At 41.7% G+C, this 25,741-nt stretch carries 21 protein-coding genes, 1 pseudogene and 1 other annotated feature; of the genes and pseudogenes, 3 read left to right on the forward strand and 19 right to left on the reverse strand.

Annotated features, from left to right (window positions below; all coding sequences use genetic code 11):
* Positions 1-11 precede the first annotated feature (11 nt).
* The 8 genes and pseudogenes from M1E09_RS13890 to M1E09_RS13925 form a co-directional block, all read right to left on the reverse strand.
* Positions 12-1,367: an NAD(P)-dependent oxidoreductase gene (locus M1E09_RS13890; RefSeq protein WP_456271457.1), complete on the reverse strand. Its 1,356-nt coding sequence runs from the start codon at positions 1,365-1,367 to the stop codon at positions 12-14.
* A gap of 117 nt (positions 1,368-1,484) precedes the next feature.
* The gene (locus M1E09_RS13895; RefSeq protein WP_456271458.1) at positions 1,485-2,375 is read right to left on the reverse strand and encodes a nitrilase-related carbon-nitrogen hydrolase; all 891 of its coding nucleotides are present in this window, start codon (positions 2,373-2,375) and stop codon (positions 1,485-1,487) included.
* A 1,283-nt stretch (positions 2,376-3,658) separates the two neighbouring features.
* Positions 3,659-4,838 (reverse strand): annotated as a pseudogene (gene iadA, locus M1E09_RS13900) (beta-aspartyl-peptidase).
* Positions 4,839-5,114: 276 nt separating this feature from the next.
* Positions 5,115-6,065 carry a stage V sporulation protein K gene (gene spoVK / locus M1E09_RS13905; RefSeq protein ID WP_456271459.1) on the reverse strand — a complete coding sequence of 317 codons (951 nt, stop codon included), beginning with the start codon at positions 6,063-6,065 and terminating at the stop codon, positions 5,115-5,117.
* A 194-nt stretch (positions 6,066-6,259) separates the two neighbouring features.
* Positions 6,260-6,493, reverse strand: a complete 234-nt coding sequence (gene hfq / locus M1E09_RS13910) for an RNA chaperone Hfq (protein WP_456271460.1) — start codon at positions 6,491-6,493, stop codon at positions 6,260-6,262.
* Between the two features lie 39 nt (positions 6,494-6,532).
* Positions 6,533-7,474, reverse strand: coding sequence for a tRNA (adenosine(37)-N6)-dimethylallyltransferase MiaA (miaA, locus tag M1E09_RS13915; protein WP_456271461.1), 942 nt, complete (start codon positions 7,472-7,474; stop codon positions 6,533-6,535).
* Positions 7,475-7,754: 280 nt separating this feature from the next.
* Positions 7,755-8,321: an MFS transporter gene (locus M1E09_RS13920; protein WP_456271462.1), complete on the reverse strand. Its 567-nt coding sequence runs from the start codon at positions 8,319-8,321 to the stop codon at positions 7,755-7,757.
* Positions 8,318-9,697: an FAD-binding oxidoreductase gene (locus tag M1E09_RS13925; RefSeq protein ID WP_456274991.1), complete on the reverse strand. Its 1,380-nt coding sequence runs from the start codon at positions 9,695-9,697 to the stop codon at positions 8,318-8,320. Before M1E09_RS13925 ends, M1E09_RS13920 begins: the two co-directional genes overlap by 4 nt.
* Before the next feature lie 224 nt (positions 9,698-9,921).
* Here M1E09_RS13925 and M1E09_RS13930 point away from each other — a divergent pair, with 224 nt between their 5' ends.
* Positions 9,922-10,176, forward strand: coding sequence for a small, acid-soluble spore protein, alpha/beta type (locus M1E09_RS13930; protein WP_456271463.1), 255 nt, complete (start codon positions 9,922-9,924; stop codon positions 10,174-10,176).
* 14 nt (positions 10,177-10,190) lie between these two features.
* Here the strand turns inward: M1E09_RS13930 and M1E09_RS13935 are convergent, their stop codons facing one another.
* Together M1E09_RS13935 and M1E09_RS13940 are read right to left on the reverse strand one after the other, a co-directional pair.
* Positions 10,191-10,664 (reverse strand): GNAT family N-acetyltransferase, encoded by a 474-nt coding sequence (locus M1E09_RS13935; protein WP_456271464.1) that lies wholly within the window; start codon positions 10,662-10,664, stop codon positions 10,191-10,193.
* 16 nt (positions 10,665-10,680) lie between these two features.
* On the reverse strand, positions 10,681-11,676 hold the full coding sequence (locus M1E09_RS13940) for a tryptophan--tRNA ligase (protein WP_456271465.1): 996 nt from the start codon (positions 11,674-11,676) through the stop codon (positions 10,681-10,683).
* 39 nt (positions 11,677-11,715) lie between these two features.
* Positions 11,716-11,951 (reverse strand) — a binding site (T-box leader).
* Between the two features lie 171 nt (positions 11,952-12,122).
* On the opposite strand from M1E09_RS13940, the gene M1E09_RS13945 reads away from it, so the two are divergent.
* Positions 12,123-12,458: a DUF948 domain-containing protein gene (locus M1E09_RS13945; protein WP_456271466.1), complete on the forward strand. Its 336-nt coding sequence runs from the start codon at positions 12,123-12,125 to the stop codon at positions 12,456-12,458.
* Here the strand turns inward: M1E09_RS13945 and M1E09_RS13950 are convergent.
* The 7 genes from M1E09_RS13950 to cotE form a co-directional block, all read right to left on the reverse strand.
* Entirely contained in the window at positions 12,437-12,583 is a 147-nt protein-coding gene (locus tag M1E09_RS13950; protein ID WP_456271467.1) for a hypothetical protein, read from the reverse strand. The two genes, M1E09_RS13945 and M1E09_RS13950, sit on opposite strands and share 22 nt — an antisense overlap.
* A gap of 34 nt (positions 12,584-12,617) precedes the next feature.
* Entirely contained in the window at positions 12,618-14,273 is a 1,656-nt protein-coding gene (locus M1E09_RS13955) for a glycerol-3-phosphate dehydrogenase/oxidase (protein ID WP_456271468.1), read from the reverse strand.
* A gap of 196 nt (positions 14,274-14,469) precedes the next feature.
* On the reverse strand, positions 14,470-15,960 hold the full coding sequence (glpK, locus tag M1E09_RS13960; RefSeq protein ID WP_456271469.1) for a glycerol kinase GlpK: 1,491 nt from the start codon (positions 15,958-15,960) through the stop codon (positions 14,470-14,472).
* 269 nt (positions 15,961-16,229) lie between these two features.
* Complete coding sequence (gene mutL / locus M1E09_RS13965) at positions 16,230-18,122, reverse strand: DNA mismatch repair endonuclease MutL (RefSeq protein WP_456271470.1); 1,893 nt, start codon at positions 18,120-18,122, stop codon at positions 16,230-16,232.
* 12 nt (positions 18,123-18,134) lie between these two features.
* Positions 18,135-20,750: a DNA mismatch repair protein MutS gene (gene mutS / locus M1E09_RS13970; RefSeq protein ID WP_456271471.1), complete on the reverse strand. Its 2,616-nt coding sequence runs from the start codon at positions 20,748-20,750 to the stop codon at positions 18,135-18,137.
* 482 nt (positions 20,751-21,232) lie between these two features.
* Positions 21,233-21,601 carry a VOC family protein gene (locus tag M1E09_RS13975; protein WP_456271472.1) on the reverse strand — a complete coding sequence of 123 codons (369 nt, stop codon included), beginning with the start codon at positions 21,599-21,601 and terminating at the stop codon, positions 21,233-21,235.
* 154 nt (positions 21,602-21,755) lie between these two features.
* A complete protein-coding gene (cotE, locus tag M1E09_RS13980) occupies positions 21,756-22,292 on the reverse strand; it encodes an outer spore coat protein CotE (RefSeq protein ID WP_456271473.1) in 537 nt (178 codons plus the stop codon).
* A gap of 279 nt (positions 22,293-22,571) precedes the next feature.
* Between cotE and M1E09_RS13985 the strand changes: the two genes are divergently transcribed.
* On the forward strand, positions 22,572-23,303 hold the full coding sequence (locus M1E09_RS13985; protein ID WP_456271474.1) for a class I SAM-dependent DNA methyltransferase: 732 nt from the start codon (positions 22,572-22,574) through the stop codon (positions 23,301-23,303).
* A gap of 334 nt (positions 23,304-23,637) precedes the next feature.
* On the opposite strand, the gene M1E09_RS13990 is transcribed toward M1E09_RS13985, so the two are convergent.
* A complete protein-coding gene (locus M1E09_RS13990; protein WP_456271475.1) occupies positions 23,638-24,069 on the reverse strand; it encodes a RicAFT regulatory complex protein RicA family protein in 432 nt (143 codons plus the stop codon).
* Position 24,070: 1 nt separating this feature from the next.
* Complete coding sequence (gene miaB, locus M1E09_RS13995) at positions 24,071-25,633, reverse strand: tRNA (N6-isopentenyl adenosine(37)-C2)-methylthiotransferase MiaB (protein WP_456271476.1); 1,563 nt, start codon at positions 25,631-25,633, stop codon at positions 24,071-24,073.
* Positions 25,634-25,741: the final 108 nt, after the last annotated feature.

The raw sequence follows: 25,741 nt of genomic DNA on the forward strand, positions 1-25,741 counted from the left end.
TCAGAACACTCTTAATTCACTTGAACTTTCTCCAATTGCCGATGCAGGTGATAAGCTGCTTGCTTGCCTTGTTCCGCTGCTGTCACCACCATTGCCTCCCCCATTCCCTTTCCAAAAACGATATCTCCACAAGCAAAAACTTTTGGGTTTGATGTCTGTAATGTCTCTCTGTCGACTTGGACAATGCCGTCAATGTGATTCAGTCCAAACTGTTCAACCAGCGATAAATGACGCGTTTGTCCGATGGCCTTGATCACTGCATCAACAGGTATAATGAATTCAGATCCATCTACAGGCACAGGACGTCTTCTTCCATCATTTCCCGGCTCTCCCAATTTCATTTTGATACATTCGATGCCGGTCACTTTTCCATCCTTATCTCCAATGATTTTCTTAGGCACAGTCAGCCAGCGAAATTCCACACCATCCTGCTTGGCAAATTCATATTCAAAGTCATAGGCTGTCATTTCTTCTTTTGTACGGCGGTAGAGAATCTTTACGTTCTCCGCTCCCAGACGGACTGAACATGTTGCTGCATCAATAGCCGTGTTCCCAGCTCCAATTACTACCACATTTTTCCCAATATAATCCTTTGAAAGTTCACCGCCCTTGGTGGATTTCACAAACTCAATCGCATCATGAACCCCTTCCAAACCTTCTCCATCCACCCTCAAATCAGGAACTTGAGCCATTCCCGCTGCTAAAATAACATAATCATGGCTGTTCACGATTTCTTCAGCAGAAATGTCGACTCCTACCTTTGTACCCGTTCTAATATCTACATTCAATTTCTTCACTTGGTCGACTTCCCAGTAGGAAATAGATTGAGGCAGACGGAAGGATACGATTCCATACGTATTCAATCCCCCCGCTTTCTTTTCCGCTTCATAAATCGTCACTTCATAGCCAAAACGGGCCAGTTCCCTTGCAGCAGAAAGTCCGGCTGGGCCTCCACCCACAATACCAACCTTCTTTCCGTTCGGTTTTCCCGCTTCAAACAAGACCGTATCATTGTGCCTTGCCCAGTCCGTGGCATACCTCTGAAGATCTCCAATCATGATCGGTTTTGTAGAATGGTTCAAAACACATGCCCCTTCACACAGCTCATCTGTAGGACATACCCGCGAGCAACTGGCTCCCACTGGATTCGAGAGCATAATGGTCTTTGCAGAACCTTTTAAATTCCCTGAAGCAATCTTCTTGATGAAAGAAGGAATATCAATTCCGGTCGGACAAGCCTGTATACATGGAGCATCAAAGCAATACAGGCACCTATTTGCTTCTTCAACGGCTTCTCTACTTGACAAACCTTCGTGTGCTTCTTGGAAATTCTTTTCCAAACTTAATAATGAAAGTGAATTAGACAAACAAACTTCCCCCTTTTCCCCTTCAATTTCCTAAATGAATGAACGACTCCCCGATAAACACTTCAGGGCTGACAGTTATCACTGTCCCCACAGCATATAATTGTCAGCCATTTTGTATTAAGGTAGTAATGCGGTCATTTCGTTGTAAGTTTCTGGCCTGCGGTCACGGTAAAATTGCCACGTGTCCCTTACTTCCCGTATTAATTTCTTGTTCATTTCCCCTATAATTACCTCATCGCTGTCCCTGCTTCCAATCGAAACGAAACTTCCGCGAGGATCCACCAGATAAGATTGACCATAAAATTCACCCATGTTCCAAGGCCCTTCAAATCCTACACGGTTGATTGCACCCAGGTAGTAGCCGTTAGCAACTGCATGCGCAGGCTGTTCCAGCTTCCATAAGTACTCCGACAGGCCGGCGACAGTAGCGGAAGGATTAAAAACAATTTCTGCTCCTTTTAACCCAAGAAGGCGGGCACCCTCCGGGAAATGCCGGTCATAGCAGATGTAGACTCCGACTTTGGCATAAGCAGTATCAAATACCGGATACCCCAGATTTCCAGGTTTGAAATAGTACTTCTCCCAGAAACCATATCCTTCATCTCCGACGCCGACATGAGGAATATGCTGTTTTCGATATTTTCCGAGATAGGATCCATCCGCATCAATGACTGCTGCTGTATTGTAATATGTAGCGATGCCCTCTCTTTCATAGATCGGCAGGACAATAACCACATTCAGTTCCTTCGCCAACTCCTGAAAACGTTTGGTGGTAGGTCCATTCGGAATTTCTTCTGCAGAGTCATACCACTTCGAGTTTTGTTCTGAGCAGAAATAAGGCCCGTAGAAAATTTCTTGTAAACAGATGATTTGCGCACCCTTCTTTGCCGCATCTCTTACCAATCCAATATGTTTTTTGATTGATTGCTCCTTATGAACCTCTACCGGTTCCTTCCCATCAACATCATGCGAAGCCTGAATAAGACCAATTTTCACCATGTCTGACACGTCAATTCCCCCTAAATAGATAAAAATTTCAATAGTAAGCGCTTTCAATGCAAGAAGTTCAAAAACAGAAAACGATTACTAGTGCTTATTTTGTTGTCTGAATATTTTGTATTTTTAATATATATTAACTCGTACCACAAGGGATTGCATTATACAATTTGTAAAATCAACTCCCTTACTTATTTGACATTATGTAGATTCTTTTAGACTGGCCATCCAGTTAGTTGCTGTTTCTATTACCCTAGCACAAGTATTCTACGAAATTTGTAAAACAAGCTGTCTATCCTTAAGGAAAATTATCTGATTTATCGACAATTTCCCTTACTTTCTTTTCGTTTTTTACAATTAAAACGACATTCAAAAAAGAGCTTGTACCTAATGTGCAAGTAGTTCAGTTTTGGAGTACAAAACACTATTTGTCCTCTTAATTGAATTGCTTTTCCCTATGAAATCGCATACTAATCTGCACCCTAATTCGTAAGGTAAAGTGCAACCAAAACTGTCAGCCTAACTGAAAGAAAATGATAAGATGAAGGGTAATGGGAAGGAATGTTTCATTAAAGGAGCAGGATAATGGAAGATGATTTTTTGATTATAGAAAGTACTATCCTTAAGTGCGGGTCACAGATCCATAAATAGAGGGAGAAATTCCCCTTAAACTGCAAAACATAGCTGAGTTAGCTATAAATAAGGGGAGATTTTCCCCTTAATCCTGGCACAGCACCCCATTTTTCATGTTTTTCAAATGAATAGCGGTAAATATTCCCCTTATTTCAACTTTTTTTAGTGTCATTTCCTAAATAAGGGAAGTTTCTCCCCTTATTTTTATCAGCTCATGCTGCTGATTTCTTTTGGGTCCATGAGATTCCGCTCTTGAATGGGGGGACACCCAGTGAACAAACGGCGTTGTTACTTGAAGAAAAGCCGTCTTTCAAACTGTAAATCCGCTGCATATTTGAACCCCTTATGAAGGAGCGAATTATAACCATAATGAACAAAATTCGTTATGGTGTTTTATGCCATTTCGCAAGTCAATTAGCGACATAAATCGCAAGACTACATTATTTATTTCAGTGTTGTGGAAACGTGTGCAAAACTAGATAAAAAAACACTTGAGAGTAGATGACTTGCTGTAATATCAATAAAAAAATAGCATACGAATAATGGTGCGAATTCGTATGCTAAAGATTTTGGATTTTTACTTTTTGGACCTCTAAAGTGAACTCCTTACCTAATGTGGTTCAAGCTCTTTTCTTTCTTTTACACTCATTTCTTTCAATGACTTATTCAAACGTCCCTTTCACAACAGCATGTCCATTTTCAACCATCAATCTCCCTCTGGCAAAGACACTATTAATGCTCAGTGAATCCTTATCAACCAAAACGATGTCTGCATCTTTTCCATTACTGATCATCCCTTTTTGTGTGAGCTTTAAAATTTTTGCCGGGTTTGAAGTAATGACCTTTATCGCTGTTGCCAACGGGACGCCTTCTTTAAGAACTGCATCCCGAACAGCATTAAACAGACTGGAGACGTCCGCAACTTTCAAACCAATAAATTCTCCCTTACTGTCGAATTCCGGCAAGCTTCCCTGTCCGTCAGAAGTGAATGTTATTTGATCTACAGGAACACCTTCAGTAAGCATCCGTTCCAACCCTTTACCGCATTCCACTTCTCCGTCTTCAAGGAATTGCGGAATGGTGCTCGTTGTAAAATCAACATAACCGCCTTTCAAGGCATATTGAATACCTTGCTCAAACAGATGGGCATTTCGGTTGATATGAGTGGGATAGAACTGCCTGATAGGTATATCCGTGGATTCGATTACGTCATAAATAAGTTTCAGACCATCTCTGCTGTCACCTAAATGGACATTAACCACAACCTGATTTGCCGGAAAGGATTCCTCCTACACGGGATTGTGATGCAATCCTGGCAAATTCCTCTGCAGTAGGCTGTGATGAACGATGGTCAGCAATTGCAATTTCCCCGGTCCCGATAATTTTATCAACGAGGATGATATCATCTTCTATCTTTCCGGTGAGTGTCCTGACAGGAACCTGGTAAGAACCAGTTTGAACGTAGCAAGTTATCCCTTCTTCATCCAGTCCTCTTGCTTTCGCTACAAGGCTGGCCATCCTCCTTGTCGTTCCATCAGTTCCGATTACACCGATCAGCGTGGTAACCCCGGAGAGTGTAGCATCAGTGAGTTTAATTTCAGGCGTACGGGTTTTATACCCGCCCTCTCCTCCGCCTCCAAGAATATGAACGTGGGAATCAATGAATCCCGGGAGTACAATCTGTCCCTCAGCATCGATTACTTTAATATTATCCGAGAAAAAACCTTCTGGTATAGCTATATTGTCTTCTACAAAACCGATTTTTTCATCAACAATCAAGATATCTTTTTTTCCTAAGTGTTCTGGAGCATAAATTTCTCCATTCCGTATTAAAATCAACATGATGCAAGCTCCTTTCAATTAGTGTGCCACTCTCCAGTTTTGAGAGAAGCTTTGCAGCCCGATCATTCATTCTTTATGGAGTCGTACACATACACTTATAGCAAAAGTCAACTACTATAGATAAATTATATAATACTCTACCAATCTTTCCATTACTAAGTTTTCAGAAGCAGATTCTCAATATATCTATTATAGTGTAAAGGTAAAAAAACCGAACACCTCTGCTCGGTTTTTTCTATATGACAGATTTTACTTGCTATACTAAACGAGGATCTTTCAGTCATCTGCTGAAGGAAAAATCAAGTCATTGCTTCTTATGGTCATCAACTCATGGCGGTCAAATGAGTTATGCATCAGCAGCCTCATCGCCTGAGCCCGGATCGATTTCTCGATTACATTCCGCACATACCTTCCGTTTGAGAATGCTGCTGGACTGATCGCCGTTTTCACTTGTGCGAGATGTTCCCTCATTTTTCTTTCCGCATCTGCGCTCAATTCATATTCCTTTTCAACAAGCATTCTCCTGCCGATCTCCATTAATTGTTCCACCGAATAATCCTGGAATTGGAACACAAGGGGAAACCGTGAATGAAGACCGGGATTGAGTGTAAGGAACTGGTCCATCTCGCGAGAATATCCTGCAAGTATAAGTATAAATTCATGCTGTTTGTCTTCCATATGTTTTACAAGTGTATCAATAGCCTCTTTCCCGAAGTCTTTTTCTCCCCCGCGTCCGAGAGAATAAGCTTCATCCACAAATAAAATACCGCCCATAGCCTTCTTGATTAAGTCTCTCGTTTTTTGTGCAGTATGGCCGATGTATTCCCCAACGAGATCCGCTCTTTCCGCTTCAATCAAGTGTCCTTTTGAAAGAACATTCATCTTGTGAAAAAGTTTGCCGATTAACCGCGCAACGGTCGTTTTCCCTGTTCCAGGATTCCCTTTAAACATCATATGCAACGCCTGTTTGCCGGCTTTCAGGCCCGTTTCTTCTCTTTTCTTGTTTACATATATCCAAGCATATATCTCTTTGACCATTTTTTTCATATCTTCCATTCCGACCAACGAAGCAAGTTCTGCTTCTATTTCCCTTAATGCAGCATGTTCTTGGGGAAGGACTTTTACCGGAGCCTCCGCCTTCGCTATGTCACGCACAGGATTGCGTTTATGTGAATTCAGCACGATACTTATTTGTCCATTATTCTTCATTCTCATTGGCTCTTCCATATCTTCACCTCACCATTCTTTACAGTGTACGCCTGGAGGTTATAAACGGTGACAAATGCCCAGTACAGGTTTAAGAAAACTCTCTTATCATCCTATTCAACATATGTTGAAATCATTATACAATTTTATCTGCCGTTGTTTTCACAACAAAAAAACACACCAGAGATATCCGGTGCGTTTTATCACTCTTATGATTATTGACCTTCATCAAAGTTAATTTGAACGTTGCGTTGAGGCGAGAAGGTTGAAATAGCATGCTTATAAACCATCTGTTGTTTTCCTTCTGACTCAAAGAGAACGGTAAAGTTATCGAAACCTTTCACAAGACCGCGTATTTGAAATCCATTCAGTAAAAACACCGTCACTTGTGTGTTATCTTTTCGTAACTGATTAAGAAATTGATCCTGGATATTAATTGCTTGTTTCATGATTAGTCCTCCTCTTCTATCTCTATCTTAACTATTCGACTATAAGCCTAGCTTTCCTGCAACAAATTCTGTTATCTCTTCAATTTTTTTGTTATTTTCCCTAGTGTTCGTCATATCAAACCATACCACATCCATTTTGTTGCGGAACCAGGTTAACTGGCGTTTAGCATACCTTCTGGAGTTCTGTTTCAGGTTTTCAACGGCATCGTCCAATGTCACCTTACCATCCAAATACTCATAAAGTTCTTTATAACCGATTGCCTGGATCGATTGCACATCCCTTAAATCTCTATCGTAAAGAGACTTCACTTCTTGCAGCAAGCCTTGTTCCATCATCAAATCTACTCTGTAATCGATCCGGTTGTATAATAAGGCCCTGTCCATTGTCAATCCGATTAACGTAACGTCGTATAAAAGTTCGCTCTGCTGGCTTTCCTGATATTCAGTCATGGTTTTACCAGTGCAATGATAAATTTCCAGGGCTCTTATGACTCTCCTGATATTGTTGGGATGAATGCTGGCAGCAGCTTTAGGATCCACCTTTGCCAGTTCTGCATGGATCCGCTCAGTCCCGGCTTCTTCAACTTTTTTTTCAAGCTTTCTCCGGTACTCCTCGTCTCCGGGTGCATCGGTAAATTGATAATCATAGATGACCGACTGAATATATAATCCAGTACCTCCGACAATCATCGGAAGCTTTCCCCGGCTGTGGATCTCGGAAATTTTTTCTCTTACAAGCTCCTGAAACTCTGCAACTGAGAAACTGTCTTCAGGTTCCCTTATGTCAATAAGGTGATGAGGAACACCTTCCATTTCTGCTTCCGTTATCTTCGCAGTACCAATATCCATTCTTTTATAAATCTGCATAGAATCACCGCTGATTATTTCAGCATCGAATTCCTTTGCCAGATTAATACTTGTGGCTGTCTTGCCCACAGCAGTAGGACCGATGAGGACGATCAGTTTTTCTTTCTGTTTCAAACCATTCACTGCCTTCTATGTAAAAGATGAGTTTACATATTATCGTACCATAAGAATCAGTCATTACATATCAGAACAGTATAACCAATAAAAACTTTTTTATACAAAGGAATTTTAAAATGAATGCAATTATTTCCACTCCAATCAATCATAGTTTGCAATTCAGCTCCATTTAGTAGCAGAAAAGAAAACATATTAACCAGGTTTTCCACTTCCATTTAAACAATAGAAAGTAATTTATGTTCTCCCATCATTCACAAACTACTGCCTTATGAAATTCTCATGCGGGAGTGTCATCCCTTAATGGATTTTCACCTTCTCGATTGTTAAAGAAAAGCAATGATATGCCGCTTCCTGCAAATAAAATCGATCCAATATAGAAGATGAATGAAATCGTAAAGAAGTCAATCAGAACCCCTGTTGCAAATACGGCAAATGAGGCAAAAAGAGACGTCCAGAAATGATATTTGCCGATTTTCTTTCCGGCTCCTTTTCCATGGAACACCTCACCAGCCATTGTCTTTTCACATGTTTTTTGAACAGCTCCCAAGAACCCCAAAATTACTTGGAGCATATACACACCAGTTAAAGTATCAACTTCAGGGATCAATAAGAATATGAATGCCATTCCCCATGCATACCCAATAAGCAAATTGCGGCTCCCTATTTTATCCGAAGCTGTTCCTATCCACCGGTGAAAAAGAGCAGAACTTAATGTGAACAACCCATAAGCAAAACCGAAGCTCGTGTAGTTTGAGCCGATATTTTTGATGAACAACAGGTAAAAAGGAAAAGAAATCGAACTGGCCATCATTGCAAAACTTTGTGACAGGATAAAGTATCTCATTCTCCATACACCTCATAAAATTGATTCATGAAAACTTCCTGTGGATCGAGTTTTCTTTTACTCTCAAAGAATGTATTTGTCTTTGGATAGGCTTTTCTCATTTGTTCCTTTGAAGGGTATGAATAATAAGGCAGGTAGTAGCTTCCCCGGTGTTCCAATGTCACATCAACCATCTTCCGGATAATCCTTTCTGTATCAGCTATGCCTTCCTTTGATTTTTCCTGATTGATAAGGAGGACCAGAGCAAACATATCTTCTTTGGAGTATGACAATACCGCATCTTCATTTTCATCAACATAACGAATGGTGATATTGATCAAGTTGAGTTCTTCTTTATCCAGGACCTCTCTTAAATCATCTATATAGGCAGTGAACTTATTTACAGGTATAAAATACTCCTGCAAAATGTCCGTATCACTGGCGCCTTCATATTCCATGAATTCAGATTCAGACCTCATTGCATTATTTCTGGTAACGAGATCGCCATCTTTGCCTGCAAAGTAGGTCTTCTGCATCTCCCAAAAGACGTCCTTTCCCCAATCAAACTTTCTGGAAATACCCAGCATGAATTTCGATATAAACGTTCCTTCTTCACCCTTTAATTCTTTGTATTCATTCATTAACTTCTGCTGTCCGGCACTGACATAGTCTGTTACATACATGTCCTCCAAAAAAGTATCAGGTGCAGTGGATATTCTCGCCAGATGCATCTTTACTTCAGGATTACCCTTTACCTCCTGTTGAAAAAATTCACTGTATTGATCATACGGCAGCTTCGTTGTTTTCATTTCATAAAGCTCATCATTTGTCAGCTGAAGTTCTACATCCAAAATGACACCTAATAGCCCATAACCGCCGATCACCAGGGGGAAGTACTCTTCATTCTCTATCCTGGAAACATTTATGATCTCCCCATCATGCTTCAATAATCGAAAAGAATTCACAGTTTCGATCAATGCACCATGCCTGATATCCCTGCCATGGACATTAACAGACAGGGATCCGCCTATGGTAAAAATATTTTGGGACTGCATCACTTTTACCGAAAGTCCGTGCGGGTTCGCTGCTTCCTGAATATCATTCCAAGTAGCACCACTTTGAACACGAATCGTCTTCTTATCAACATCCAGGTCCAAAACTTTGTTGAAACTGGTCATATCGAGTACCACACTGCCCGGATAATAGGTGTGGCCTCCCTGGCTATGCATTTTCCCAGCTATCGACACTTTCAAGTTTTCTTCTACAGCATCATTTACCGTTTTCACTATCTGCAGCTCTTCTTCTCCCTTCTTCACCTGTTCTATTTTTGTGGGCATCAAGCCGCCAATATCACTTACCATATCAGCCTCCACCGGCTCTTTTTTGTAGGCAACCATAGAAAAAACAAACCCATACACAAATAAAAAAATGATAAGCAGCCAAATTTTCGTGGATCCCCTTAATTGAACGCTTAACTTGCTCATTTTCAGCACCTCATATTTACCAAATTTCCCTTTGTTTTCTTAGTGTAATTTTACACTATATAAGATAAATTACAATATTTTTTTAATATATTTTTCTTTCTTTCCCATAATAGTTTATAAAGGAGAGGATGACTATTATGAGCAAAAATAAGCTTCTCGTACCTGAATCTCGCAGCGGGTTGAATAAAATGAAGGCTGATTTATTTCAACAAAAAGATACAGCTGAGGTAAAATATGAGGCAGCAACAGAGCAGGGTATCCCTTTTAACAAAGGTTATAATGGCGAGTTAAGTTCGCGGGAAGCAGGAAAAGTCGGAGGGAAAATCGGCGGGAGCATGGTAAGGGAAATGATCAAGCTGGCAGAAGAATCGATGGCTAATAAGAAGAGGTAGAAGCGATTTTGCTTCTACCTCTTCGTTTTCAGCTTGTAACAAAGAATGGACTGCCAGCCTTTTCTTCCCATTAGTTTCTTTCCATGGTCTTCAAACCCTGATTTCAAATAGAGAGACCTGGCTGACAAATTTTTTTCGTTTACAGCTAGGACGATTTCATCTGTATCAGGAAAATGCATAAAGGTAAACGAAGGAAGCAGTATCATGGCTTCCTTCGCGAATCCTTTTCCCTGATGGATTCGATTCACAGAAAAAGCCCTTAGCAGCAAAGCATTTGAATTGGCTGTATACTCTTTTATCGCTTCCCCTTTATGAAGAACAAAAAATCCAACTGCTTTACCTTGATCAGACATGACAATCGGGAACCTGTTCTCGTCTTTAATTTCCAACGCTTCTGAAGGTAAAGCAGTGAACTGATGCTGTTCCTCTACAAGCGAAAAGGCATTCAGATCTTCTTGGTGATTCTCATTGAAAAATTCCAGTTTCATAAAAATCCCTCCCGAATCAGCAGCCGATCATATCTTTTATTTTCTTAAGCTGTGCAGACGCCATCCTTCTTGCCTCATCTGCCCCTTTTTCAAGGATCTCATCCAGTTCATCTTTATTGTTCAGATACTCATAGTATTTTCGACGCGGCTCACTCAGCTCCCTGTTCACAACTTCAAACACTTCTTTTTTCACTTGCCCCCAACCGATTCCGTTCCCGTATTTTTCCTTCAGCAACGCAGTTTCGGAGGCTGAAGCGAATTCTTTATAGAGGGTGTATAAGGATGAACCCTTAACTTCCTTGGGCGCCTCTGGAGGAGTAGAATCCGTTACAATCTTATTAATCAACTTTTTCAGTGCCTTTTCTTCTGAAAAAAGCGGGATGGTATTCCCGTAGCTTTTGCTCATTTTTCTTCCATCGAGACCAGGTATGACAGCTGTTTCTTCCTCTATTACATACTCAGGAAGTTTGATGCCTTGCCCAAAAGTGCGATTGAAGTTCTCGGCAATGTCTCTCGCGATCTCTACATGCTGAACCTGGTCCTTTCCAACGGGTACCTTATCCGAGTTAAAAAGCAAGATATCTGCTGCCATCAATATCGGATACGTAAATAGTCCCATATTCACACCCGCATCAGAATCATTTCCTTCCAGGTTGTTCTCCTCCACTTTCGCTTTATAGGCATGCGCCCTGTTCATCAGCCCTTTTGGTGTCATACAGGACAAAATCCAATGAAGTTCAAGAATCTCCGGCACGTCGGATTGCTTATAAAAAATAACCTTGTCAGGATCCAGTCCAAGTGCAAGCCATGCTGCCGCAATTTCGTAAGTGAATTCTTTAAACTTTTTGCGGTCCTGTACTGAATTCAATGCATGGTAATCGGCAATGAAGTAAATTCCTTGTGAACCACTATCCTTCGCCATATCCAGCGCAGGCTTTATTGCGCCGATATAATTTCCGAGATGCGGATGCCCTGTCGGCTTAATCCCTGTTAATACTGTCGGTCTTTCCATTTTGATTCCCCCTAAAATATAAAAAGGGGCCTCTCATCCAAAAAGGACGAGAAACCCCGCGGTGCCACCTTCATTTACCCTTTTTGAAGGGCAATCTTTAAATAGAGCTTTAAAATATGCTCTAATATTCCTTTTATCGGTAGAACTCTCCGCCGGCCTATTCATTCAGCCTGGATGCTCCAAAGCCCATTCAACATGATCCAACACTGATTCCCACCAGCCATCAGCTCTCTTAAGTCTTCTCCATGTCTACTCTTCTTCTTCATCACATAATATTAAAAAAAATTTGATTTTATTATAGCTCATTGCGTATGGGATGGCAATCCTCTTTTCCTTTGATTCCCTGTCTTATTTTCACTGTTTTATAAGCCAAAATAGGGGTAAATAACAAGAAAGAATGTTTCGCTTTCTTGAAAAAATGAAGTAACATAGGAGGTCTTTCTATCATGATCATTGTTTACTTAAGCATAGCGCTATTTGTTCTTTCCATCGCCTACCTCGGATATAAAGGCGTTAAATTCATGAAAGAAACCAAACCCACGATCAACCACCTGAATGAAACAGTGGGGAATTTACAACAAAAAGCCCAGAATCTGCAGGAGGAAACGAATGAACTTTCTGAACACAGCCAGGAAATCAAGGCTGATATCGATGAAAAGAAAGATAATATCCAATATACAGTCGGTGCTGTCAAACAGCTGCCAAAACCCGTAAAGAAAATTTGGGAAAACAATTTCAAAAAACCGGATGAAGGAAAGAACTACAGGACTTCCAATGGATGATTATCAAGAAGAGGCTGGAACAAAACCTTAATAAAATGAATCATCCGCATGAAGTCAAGAATATAAACCTTGATCTCATGCGGCTTTACTTTAGGTATCCCTACTTGAATCAATTTATTTTTCAACTTATGTCCCAGCCTCTTCTTTTTTATATGGCCTTTAGAGTCCCTCTGCAACTTTAATCGCTTCATCAAGCTCGAGAATATATCGACTTTTTATTTCGGCATCCCAGTCCAGCAGGATTTCCATCATATCAACGACCTCCTTTTTCCAATTCTTTACCCAGTCAATATCAAAGAATAGCCTGCCGGATCTCCTCATAAAGAAATCTAAAGGGGTCACTGTCATTTCTTCATTTATTGAATACAGCAGCATGGCATAAATTTTTGGGGGCAGTTTCCTTTCCGGCTGGGGTGAGGTTTTTTTATAGGCATGCGCAATTTTATATAGTTCTTCTATATTCGATCCGTATTGCTGAACCAGCTCACATCCTGATTGTACACTCAATCCAAATTGTTCCGCTTGAAGTGATTTCTCTTTTTTAAAGGACTGAAACCCCGCAGATCCGCCAACATCACCTCCGGATAAAGGAAGATGCTTTGTTCTTGATTCAGGGAAGCTTCTCTTGGTTTCTTGCTTTAATCTTTTTGCGATCAAATCAACCACCTGCTCCGCCATTTTGCGGTATCCTGTCAATTTCCCGCCGGCAATGGTGACCAGTCCGCTGTCCCCTTCCCATACTTCATCTTTCCTCGAAATTTCAGAGGGATCTTTTCCTTCTTCGTAGATCAACGGCCGGATCCCAGCCCAGCTCGATTCAACATCAGTCTCTTTTACCTTCACTTCAGGAAACATATAGTGTATTGAACTCAGCAAATAATTACGGTCTTCATCGGACATCTTCGGACTTGCTGTGTCCCCTTCAAAAAAGGTATCTGTTGTTCCTACATAAGCTTTTCCTTCCCTTGGTATAGCGAAAATCATCCTGCCATCGGGGGTATCGAAATAAACCGCTTGTTTCAACGGGAATTTCGACTGATCCACCACAATGTGAACACCCTTTGTATGGCGTAGTTTTTTATTATTAATGGAGTAATCTTTTTTCCTCACTTCATCAACCCATGGACCAGATGCATTGACCACCTTTTCTGAATGAATTTCAAAAGTGCCTCCTGTCAACACATCTTTTGCCTGGACCCCTTTTACTTTTTTACCCTTATAAATAAATTGTTCAGCTTTCATATAATTCAAGGCAACCGCTCCTAGTTCAACTGCCTTTTTCAAAACTTCTATAGTCAAACGTGCATCATCGGTTCTGTACTCGACATAATAGCCCCCGCCTCTTAACCCTTTCCTTTTGAGTAATGGTTCCTTTTCCACCGTCTTGGAGGCAGATAGCATTTTTCTCCTTTCCTTCTTTTTTACACCGGCCAGGTAATCATATATCCTCAGGCCAACTGATGTACTGAATTTACCAAAGGAACCTCCTTTGTGAATCGGCAGCAGCATCCATTCCGGAGTAGTCACGTGAGGCCCGTTTTCATATACAATTTCTCTTTCCCTTCCGACTTCAGCAACCATTTTAACTTCAAATTGTTTTAAATAACGCAAGCCACCATGTACCAGCTTAGTTGAACGGCTCGAAGTACCTGCAGCGAAGTCCTGCATTTCCAACAGAGCGACTTTCATTCCACGGGATGCGGCATCAAGGGCAATCCCCGCTCCCGTTATACCGCCGCCGATAATTATGAGATCATAATGACAGTGTTTTAACTTTTCTTTCATATTGCTTCTTTGCAAGCTTGAAAAACCCATGCCTTATTCCCCCGCTTCTGAAGTATGCCAATAAAAAAGCGCAAGCGCCCCGCTTAGCCCTTGAGCGAAAAAATATAAAAGAGAGACCTGACATTATGGAGAAAGCATAATGTTGTCAGGACTCTCTAGATTCTCTAACCAATTATTAATTTATGTTTATGTTAGCATAACATTCTAATTTTTGAAATATTTCAGCTTATTTAAAAGCCATTGCAGCATTCACTGCCTTTTTCCAGCCGCCGTAATACTTATCAATTTCCTCTTTTCCCATGGACGGTTCAAATTTTTGATCCAAATTCCATTGAGCGGTAATTTCACTTATATCCTTCCAGTACCCAACAGCAAGGCCGGCAAGGTATGCTGCCCCAAGAGCGGTTGTTTCGTTCACCACCGGCCTTTCTACAGCAGCATTTAAAATATCACTCTGAAATTGCATTAAAAAGTTGTTCCTGACTGCTCCCCCATCGACTCGGAGCGCTTTAAGCCCTATTCCAGAGTCTGCTTCCATGGCATCAAGAACATCTTTCGTTTGATAGGCCAGAGATTCAAGAACCGCACGGATAAAGTGTTCCTTTGAAGTTCCGCGTGTTAATCCAAAGACTGCTCCGCGAACATCACTGTCCCAATATGGGGTCCCAAGTCCGACAAACGCAGGCACCACATATACGCCATCGTTTCCATCTGTTTTTTCGGCATAGCTCTCAGTCTCACTCGCGTCATTGATCATCCGCAATCCATCACGAAGCCACTGGATGGCAGATCCTGCAACAAAAATACTGCCTTCAAGTGCATACTCAACTTTGCCATTTAGACCCCAGGCAATCGTTGTCAGCAATCCGTGATCTGACTTGACGGCCTTTTCGCCTGTGTTCATCAGCATGAAACAGCCTGTTCCATAAGTGTTTTTTGCCATTCCTTCAGTGTAACAAGCCTGACCGAATAATGCCGCCTGTTGATCTCCTGCTACACCAGCTATCGGTACTTCCTTCCCAAAAAAATGATAAGGAACTGTCTTACCGTAAATTTCCGAAGATGGTTTGACCTCTGGAAGCATGCTATCCGGCACCCCTAAAATTTCCAGAAGCTTCTCATCCCATTTTAAGTCATAGATATTGTACATCAAGGTTCGGGATGCATTGGAATAATCCGTTACATGTGATTTCCCTCCTGTGAGTTTCCATATCAGCCAGGTATCAATTGTACCGAAGAGAAGGTCTCCTTTTTCAGCTTTTGACCTCGCTCCCTCCACATTATTCAGGATCCATTTGACTTTTGTCCCGGAAAAATAGGCATCAATCAATAGCCCTGTTTTTTTACGGAAGGTATCTTCCATGCCCTTCTCCTTTAAATCATCGCAAATACTGGAAGTCTGGCGAGACTGCCACACAATGGCGTTATAGACAGGCTCACCCGTATGTTTATTCCAAACTACTGTCGTTTCACGCTGGTTGGTGATGCCGATCGCAGCTATAGTCTCCGGCTTCACGGATGACTCAGAAAGTACCGCTGCTATGACAGACAGAATCGAACCCCAGATTTCATTAGGATTATGCTCCACCCAGCCCGGTTTCGGGAAATGCTGTGTGAATTCTTTTTGTGCAGTATGAATAATTTCTCCTTCTTTGTTAAAAAGGATTGCTCTCGAGCTTGTCGTACCCTGGTCTAATGATAATATGTATTTTTCCATTCTCCCCACTCCTTTTCAAATAGTCACTGAAAAAAGCAGAAAAACTCACACAACTATCGCGTGCGATAACCTGTGTGAGCCTCTTCTTGTTTCTTTACGAATTATTAACTTAATTTTAGATTAATAGAAAATGGAAACGTTGTCAATTCCCTTTTTCGTGGTTGAACAGCTTCGATAGTTCCCTGTTTGATGGGTTGGTTCTTACTTTGTTTGGAGGTCGATATGTAAAAAGGCCTATACACATCTATATGTATAAGCGCATTTTTCTTCTACATGATCCTCTTGAACATTTTCTCCATTTCATACACAGAATAGTGAATGATGATGGGACGGCCGTGCGGGCATGTGAACGGATCTTCTGACTGCCTGAGTTCATCCAGCAAAGCAGCAATTTCTTCGTTCCTCAAGTACTGGTTTGCTTTTATGGAAGCTTTGCAGCTCATCATGATGGCGGCTTCTTCACGAAGTTTCTTAATATCGACCTTTTTCATGTTGAGGAGCTGTTCTATCATTTCATCAATGAGTTCTCCCTCCTGGCCTGACGGCAGCCATTGAGGGTGTGATCGGATGATGAAGCTGTTATGGCCGAATTCCTCCAGGAAGACGCCGACTTTTTCCAGCTCATCTTTATGTTCATTTATTTTCATATATTCATCCGCAGAGTACTCCAGGGTAATCGGAACAAGCATTTCCTGCAGTTCGTTCTCGACTCTTCCGACTTTCTCCCTGTAATATTCATATTTTATCCGTTCCTGGGCAGCATGCTGGTCGACGATATACAAACCATTTTCATTTTGGGCAAAAATATAGGTCCCATGCATTTGTCCAACCGGATACAGGGGCGGAACCCTGGATTCTTTCTGTTGTTCCTCTTGGCTGGATTGATGAGGTACAGGCTTTACCTCCGGGGTTTCCTCATGAATCTTGGAGATTTCATTTTCTTCCAATTGGTCATCTTCCTGTTTATACAGCAATTCCATGACCTCTTTTGGTGGAAGTTGTTCAGGATGGTACGTGCTTGGCGGCTGATTTAGATTTGCTCTTTGTTCATGTTGATATGGTTTTTCAATCTTAGCCGGAGCACGTCTTTCCTCCGATAAGTGGTCTAGTGTCAACGTTGTTTGTTCTGACTGGGGTTTCATCTGTTTAGGTTCTTTATACCCGGATGGAATCAGTTCTCTCGTTTTAAATGAATCTCTTATTGCAGTGGATACCAGTTCAAACAATTCAGGTTCTTTACTGATTCTCACTTCCATTTTGGAAGGATGCACATTGACGTCCACCAGCAGAGGATCCATTTCGATTGAGAGCAGCACGATTGGATACCTTCCAATCGGCAGCAACGTATGATATCCTTCTCCAATTGCTTTTGCCAGGCCATAGTTCTTGATAAATCTGCCATTGATCATGGTAGAAATATAGTTCCTGGAAGCCCTCGTGATTTCCGGAAGGGAAATATACCCTTTGACAGAGAAATCCAAGGAAGAGGCTTCTATCCTCACCATTTTTCTGGCAATGTTGGTGCCATATATAGCTGCCAGAACCTGACGGACATCTCCATTTCCATTTGTATGAAGCAGCGCTTTGCCGTTATGGATCAGCTTGATTGATACTTCCGGATGGGAAAGGGCAATCCTGTTCGTCACATCGGTTATGTTGCCAAGCTCTGTATGGATGGTCTTCATGTATTTCAATCGAGCAGGTGTGTTAAAGAAAAGGTTTGAAACGGTAATGTCTGTCCCTCTTCTGCTGGAGGACTTCTCCCGGGAGATGACATTGCCGCCCTGCAGTTTGATTTTCACTCCCGGACCATCACCAGTGCTTGTATGCATTTCCAGATGGGAAACTGAAGCGATACTCGGAAGTGCTTCGCCCCTGAAACCAAGGGTGCGGATACGGAACAAATCATTTTCATCCTTGATTTTGCTGGTTGCATGCCTGCTGAATGCAGTAATAACGTCTTCTTCGAGAATTCCGTCTCCGTTGTCTATGATCCTGATGGAGGCAAGCCCCGCTTCTTCAACATGGATTTGGATTACATCCCCATTTGCATCAATCGCGTTTTCCAAAAGTTCTTTTACAACGGAAGCGGGTCTTTCCACAACCTCACCGGCGGCAATTTTATTAGACAATGCATCATCAAGCTGAAAAATCTTTCCCATATTCCCACCTCCTTATTTTTTCAATTTCTTCTGCAAGTCATAGAGCGCATTCATGGCCTGTAACGGATTCATTTCAAGGATATCGAATGATTTCAGTTCTTCAAGAAGCTTTCTTTCTCTTCTGTTTAAATCACATTCAGCCTTCGATGCCTCTTTTTCTTCTTGGAAAAATGAAAGCTGTGAAGGCTGCTCTTCGCGTGCTTTCTCAGTAACTTGCTTTATTTCTTGGTAGCTATCTATAGTAGTATCAGCCTTTTGCTCGAGCTTTTTCAAAATTTCATTGGCTCTGACAATCAGGGTTTCAGGGAGCTCAGCCAATTGAGCTACATGGATTCCGTAACTCTTATCTGCTGCACCTTCTTTGATTTTATGCAGGAACACAAGATTTCCATTATGCTCCATGGCACTTACATGAATATTCTTCACGTTGTCCAGCTCTTGTTCCAGAATGGTCAATTCATGGTAATGAGTAGAGAATAATGTTTTTGCTTTTATTTTTTCATGAATATACTCAATGATCGCTTGCGCCAAAGCCATTCCGTCATAGGTACTGGTTCCTCTTCCGATTTCATCAAATAGAATCAAGCTGTCCTGGGTTGCATTGGTGATGGCATTCTTGGCTTCAAGCATTTCGACCATAAAGGTACTCTGGCCTGAGATCAGATCATCCGCTGCACCGATTCGTGTAAAAACCTGGTCGAAAATCGGCAGGTTCGCTTCTCTTGCAGGAACATAACAACCGATTTGGGCAAGTATAGCCGTAAGAGCCAGTTGTCTCATATACGTACTTTTACCTGACATATTCGGCCCTGTTACAAGCAATATTTCCCTCTCTTGATCCATGTAGCAGTCATTCGGCACATATTCCTGTGCATCCATCACTTTCTCCACGACTGGGTGGCGGCCATCCTTAATAGCGATCCTTCTTTCACGGTTGAAAGAAGGTTTCACGTAATGCCTCTTTTCGCTCACAGTCGCAAAGCATTGCAGGACATCGATTTCACTTACAATCTTTGCAAGCTTCTGCAAGCGCGGGATATATTGCTTTACCGTTTCCCGGATATTAAGGAACAGTTCATACTCCAACTCGATACTTTTTTCATCTGCCTGCAAAATCAGAGCTTCCTTTTCTTTCAGCTCAGGAGTGATGAAACGTTCAGCATTCGTCAGAGTCTGTTTGCGTTCATAGCGTCCTTCTTCCAATGAGCCCAGGTTGGCTTTTGTTACCTCGATATAGTAACCAAAGACACGGTTATAACCGACTTTCAGGGAGCGGATTCCGGTTCTTTCCCGCTCTTCTCTTTCAAGCTGGGCAATCCATTTCTTCCCGTTTCTGCTTGCATCCCGGTATTGGTCCAGATCTTCGCTATAGCCGTCCTTTATAATGTTTCCTTCTTTGATTGAAAGCGGCGGCTGCTCATGAAGTGATTCATGAAGCATGTCCGTCACCTCATCACATGGGTCGACCATTTTTATGATTTCATCCGCGATATCGTGCCCCAGCTCTCCAATGATATTCTTGAGAAGCGGTACTTGGGCAAGAGATTTTCTCAATTGGATCAAATCCCTTGCATTTACATTTCCGAATGCCACCCTTCCAGCCAAGCGCTCCAAGTCATAGACCTCTTTAAGCAGCTCTCTGATATCTTCGCGCTCAAAAAAACGTTCCTGAAGAAGTTCAACCATGCTATGTCTCTTCTCAATTTCCCCCTGGTCAATGAGCGGGCGGTCTATCCAGCGTTTCAACATTCTTGCACCCATTGCCGTCATCGTTTCATCAAGAAGCCAGAGCAATGAACCTTTCTTCCCCTTCGCACGGATGGTTTCAGTCAATTCCAAGTTGCGCTTAGAATAGTAATCTATTTTCATAAAGTGATGTATTTGGTAGGTTTCCACTTTTTGAAGGTGATCCAGACTTCTCTTCTGAGTTCTGAATAAGTAATTTAACAGCCTGCAAACGGTACTCTTCAGCTTGTCCTGTTTTAACTCGTCAATGAGTGCTATGAAATTACCATCGACTTCTGTTCCATTTTCAAAAGAAACTGTGACCCCGGTCCTGTCACACATGTTCTTTTTTAATTCTTCATCGAATTCGGAATGGATGACAACTTCTTTTGCCCCAATTGTTGCCAATTCATTGATGGCATCATCAAAACGGCCTGACAGTTGGGTTACTTTCGTTTCTCCCGTGGATAGGTCACTGTATGCCAAAGCAGCGGTATTGTCATCAAATAGACTGATAGAAGCTATATAATTATTCTCTTTATCCTGCAGCCCTTTCCCGTCCATGACCGTACCAGGAGTAATAAGCTGAACGACTTCTCTCTTCACGACCCCTTTCGCCTGTTTCGGGTCTTCAGTCTGTTCACATATTGCCACCTTGTATCCTTTTTCAATCAATTGTTCAATATAATTGGGTGCTGAATGGTACGGCACTCCGCACATCGGAATCCGCTCCGTACTTCCCCCGTCACGGCTGGTTAATGTAATCTCGAGTTCCTGTGAAGCTTTAATTGCATCATCAAAAAACATTTCATAAAAATCGCCTAAACGAAAAAACAAAAAGGCATCTTGATACTCTGCCTTTACCTTTAAGTATTGCATAATCATTGGAGTGTATGTCGCCATTGGCCAACCAAACCTTTCCGATCTTATCTAGTAATCTACAAACACTAATTATATCACAGAGGATTGTATTTTTATATTGGTTGAAGCAATAGGCAGGGATTGGTATGGATGGGGAAATCAACAGAGAGTGTGATGCCGAGCTGTCTTTAATTAAGCAAGGGACACCATTTCGTTCTGCATACCCTTTTGATGTCCTTCGCTCCGAGGCCGAGGGACATCATTTCACTTCCAAAGATTTTTGATGTCCTCAGCTCCTTGAGCAAGGGACATCATTTCCTTCCCAAAGCTTTTTGATGTCCTTCGAACCCTGAGCGAGGGACACCATTTCCCTCCCAAAGCTTTTTGATGTCCTTCGAACCCTGCCCAAAGGTCATCAATCCCTACATAACACCTTTATAAGGATGCCATTACTCCAACGTGCATTAGATATGTAAGAATAAAAAAAAGTTCCACTCCTAAAAAAAGAAGTGAAACCCAAATAGCTAAATATACTGAAGAAACTCTACTCTGTTTCCAAACGGATCATTGATGAAAATTCGCTTCCTGTCTTCGATTCTGAAGTCTTCCTTAACGTCAATCGAAAACTCTTCCAGCCTGTTTATCAATGAATCAATATTGTGCACAACTATTGCAGGGTGTGCTTTAAGTGCAGGGGAGAACTCATTCTCCACTCCAATATGTACTTCCTGTTTGCCGCATTGAAACCAGCAGCCTCCTCCGCTTTTGAGTTTCTCTGGCTTTTCGATTTCCTTCATGCCGAGAATCTCCCCGAAAAAATATCTTGCTTTTCCTTCTGAACCCTCTGGTGCCGCCAGCTGGACATGATCTAGCCCAATAATTTCAAATCCCATAATTAATCCTCCTCTTCTCTCCCTTTTATCATACTACTTTTACCAGCAAAATTATCCACCTGAAAGAAATTTTTAAACGAACAAAAGGACGCGCCATTTAAGCGCATCCTCAATCAATAAAAAAACTAGGAAGAGGCCGTCTTCCTAGTCTCCGTTATTCTTCGTCAAGCCCTTCCAGGAAGTCCGGGTTGAGCTCTTCAAAATCGTCATCATCGAAGTCGCAATCCCAGTCGTCGTCACAGCCATCCGGGTTTACCAGGACACAAACTTTTGTCTCGCCTATGACTTCCACTTGGAATTCTCTCTCTACATGTACGATGATCTTGTTGCCGTTTGGTGAAATTACCGCTTCCACGCAATTAGGCTGCTGCAGGACGATTGCATTTACCTCTTTATCATCTAAGCAGTCAGGATCACGGTATTTCAACTTAATGACATCACAGTATTCAACTTTTTCTGTTACAACCGACGTCTTGCGATTATCGTCGTGTGAATACCAGACGTTGATTTCGTAGAAACCTGACACTTCGACTTTTTTGCCGACTTTGTGTGCTTCATACGTGTGATTTATGATCCAGCAGCCTAAAATGCTCGATGGATGGTGCGGCGGGTTGATCGTATGATGGGATTGAGTGAATTTACGTCCCTTCGCTACGACCGCTTTGGTGATAATCTCTCTGTATTCTGCCATTCGAGCGTACCTCCTCATTCATTTTCAATTCATCTTATGCGGGCCTCTAGACGTTTGTGCGAGTATTTTAAGATAGGTGACAAATTAGTTTCGAGATAGTTCATTGTATGCTTAAAAATAGTGAATGTTCCCAATTTCCCAATCGGTGAAAAACAAGGTCGGTGAAAAACAAGGAATGATAATATCCTGATGAAAAAAGATAAAATGAAGGATTCATTATCCGTAATATAATATGATGGTAAAAAGAAAAAAGACATCATTTATCGGGGAGGTTTGGATATGTTTCATAAAGGAGCAAGTGCCTATGAACAGAAGGAATTTTTAGAGAGCTTCATGAACAGGAGGCAGCGTAAGGAAAGTCCGAATAACGCAATGGAAAAACCTGCTCTCCTTGAACTGTTAGGGGATGTACGGAATAAAAAAATATTGGACCTGGGATGCGGTGATGGCGGTTTTGGTTCAGAGCTGCTTCAAATGGGAATCAATCATTACACTGGAGTGGACGGCTCAACAAACATGATCAAGTACGCACAAGAAGAATCAAATTCAAATAAAGCCACTTTTATTTTAAGTAATCTGGAAGAGCTGCAAATAGAGGATAATGAATACGACCTAATCCTCTCCCGGATGGTTTTGCACTATATAGAAGAGCTGGAACCACTTATGCATAAGGTTTACACTGCGTTAAAGCCGGGAGGGAAATTTATCTTTTCTGTCATGCATCCTGTTATCACGGCTACATTCGATCATTTTTCCGGAAAAGAAAAACGCACCCACTGGATTGTAGACAATTATTTCGAAACTGGAAAAAGAGTTGAAGCCTGGATGGATCATTCTGTAGTAAAGTATCACCGGACAATTGAAGGATATATTTCATTGGTACTTGCTGCCGGTTTTAAGATAACTAACTTAAAAGAAGCAGAGCCGAGAAAAGAATTCTTTCTTGAAGAGCAAGAGTACCAAAGGAGAACAAAAATTCCTTTATTCCTTATTCTGGAGCTCGAAAAATAAGCAAGGCTTCCAACTTGCGCACATTCATGCTTTAATAGAACTACCCTCTCAATGAGGGAATAAGAGTTAGAGGTGAGTTCTATGGCCAAGAGCATGGCTAGAAAAAAGCGTGACCATTTGTTGCGGACGAAAGGCAGAGACGTGACTATTCAAAGAGGGACTGCGAGTGACTTCAGCACCCATGAAAGAAGAACGATGACTAGAACGGAAAAGCTGAACAAAATGAATACTAAACATAAAAGGCGCCCCCTTCAGGATTCATATCATGAAGAGAGCGCTTTTTAATTTATAAAAAAACTGACTCCCACAACTTGTGAGAATCAGCCCGTTTTTATTAAGAACAGCTACCAGGAGAGGAGTTCTTCACTTGAGATCCAGTTTCTCCTCTTAAAAGATCTCCGCCTGTAGACGTCAAGATCTGGTCTGTCACTGTGTTTGAGATAGTGGATGCAACAATTTGAAGAAGATCATTCACATCAACTTGTGACTGCTTGAATTCCTGCACAACAGGAATTGCATCAATGTCATCTTCGAGCTTTTCGATCTTCGCCTCAACCATTTTCAATGCTTCTGTCTTTCCATAGTGCTGAAAATTGACTGCTTGTTTTTGCAAACTCTTGATGCTTGCGATCATTTCACGAACTTTCTGGTTCTCGTGGATTTGCGCTTCAGCACGCTTGAAGAAATCCACTTCCTCCGTCTCAGCGATCATGTTTGCAAGTTCTGCCGCTCTATCCATAATGTCATCTTTAGTATATTTTGCCATATTATTTCACCTCTGCTGCTTCTTGAAATTCTGTACCGATCATGCCTTCTTCAACCATTTCCCCATTGAGTGACCATGACTTAGTATCAGTGATTTTTACTTTTACAATTTTACCGATTGCCGTTTTAGGAGCTTTAAAGTTTACAAGCTTGCTTCGACGAGTGTATCCAGCAAGAATGTCAGGATTCTTTTTGCTTTCTCCTTCTACAAGCACTTCAACGATTTTGCCTTCATATTGATTAAGCGCTTCTGCGGAATACTCTTTCACCACTGCATTCAGTCGCTGCAGACGCTCTTTTTTCACTTCCATCGGAACATTATCGTTCATTTTGGCTGCCGGAGTGCCCTCTCTTGGAGAATAAATGTACGTAAATGCAGATTCAAACCCGACTTCTCTATATAAAGAAAGGGTCTCTTCGAATTGCTCTTCCGTTTCATTGGGATACCCTACAATAATGTCTGTCGTCAATGCAACATCGGGCATTGCCGCCTTGATTTTGCCGACGAGCTCCAGGAATCTTTCACGCGTATATTTGCGAGCCATGATTTTCAATACAGCTGAGGACCCGGATTGTACAGGCAGATGTATATGCTCGACAAGGTTGCCTTTCTTGGCAAGCACCTCAATCAAATGATCATCAAAGTCGCGCGGGTGACTTGTCGTAAATCTGATTCTTGGAATGTCGATCTTCCGTAATTCATCCATCAGATCTCCAAGACCATAATTTTCAAGGTCCTCTATGTCTTTACCATAGGCATTGACATTCTGTCCAAGAAGGGTGATTTCCTGATAGCCCTGTGCAGCCAGATGACGTACCTCCTGGATGATTTCTTCAGGCCTTCTGCTTCTTTCTTTTCCTCGTGTATATGGAACGATACAGTACGTACAGAATTTGTCACAGCCATACATAATGTTCACCCATGCCTTGATGTTGCCACGGCGGACCTTCGGGAGGTTCTCAATGACGTCTCCCTCTTTAGACCATACCTCAACTACCATCGCTTTTGACATATATGCATCAGAAAGGATTTTAGGAAGACGGTGAATATTATGTGTTCCGAAAATCATGTCTACCTGCTGATAGGTTTTGAGAATCTTGTTAACGACTGATTCCTCTTGGGACATACATCCGCAAACCCCAATAAGCAGCTCCGGTTTTTCACGCTTCAAGTGTTTCAAATGCCCAAGTTCACCAAATACTTTATTTTCGGCATTTTCACGGATAGCACACGTATTCAAAAGAATAACATCTGCATCATCCGTGCTGTCAGTTGCTTCATAGCCGAGTGCCATGAAGATCCCGGCCATGACTTCCGTGTCATGTTCGTTCATCTGGCATCCGTATGTACGGATATAGAACTTTTTATTATCACCCAATCCGCGGAACTGTTCATCGATCTTAAAATCATTATGATATTGAACGGATTCTTTTCCGCGTTTTTTTGCATCTTTTAAAGAAGGCGGAATATAGACGCTTTGAAAGTATTTCGAAAAGTCTTTTTCTGTCTTCTTATCTTTATTCTCAGCCACTTGCTGACTGTGTTTACGTTGTTCCTCATTCATTCAAAAGGACTCCTTTCTTGCTCTGTTGACAGCGCGCTGTAGTCTTGGCTGCCCCGTTATAGAACGATTCTGATCATCGCCGTTTCTATTATAAAAATATTGATAGTT

This window comes from Bacillus sp. AK031 (assembly GCF_053903065.1).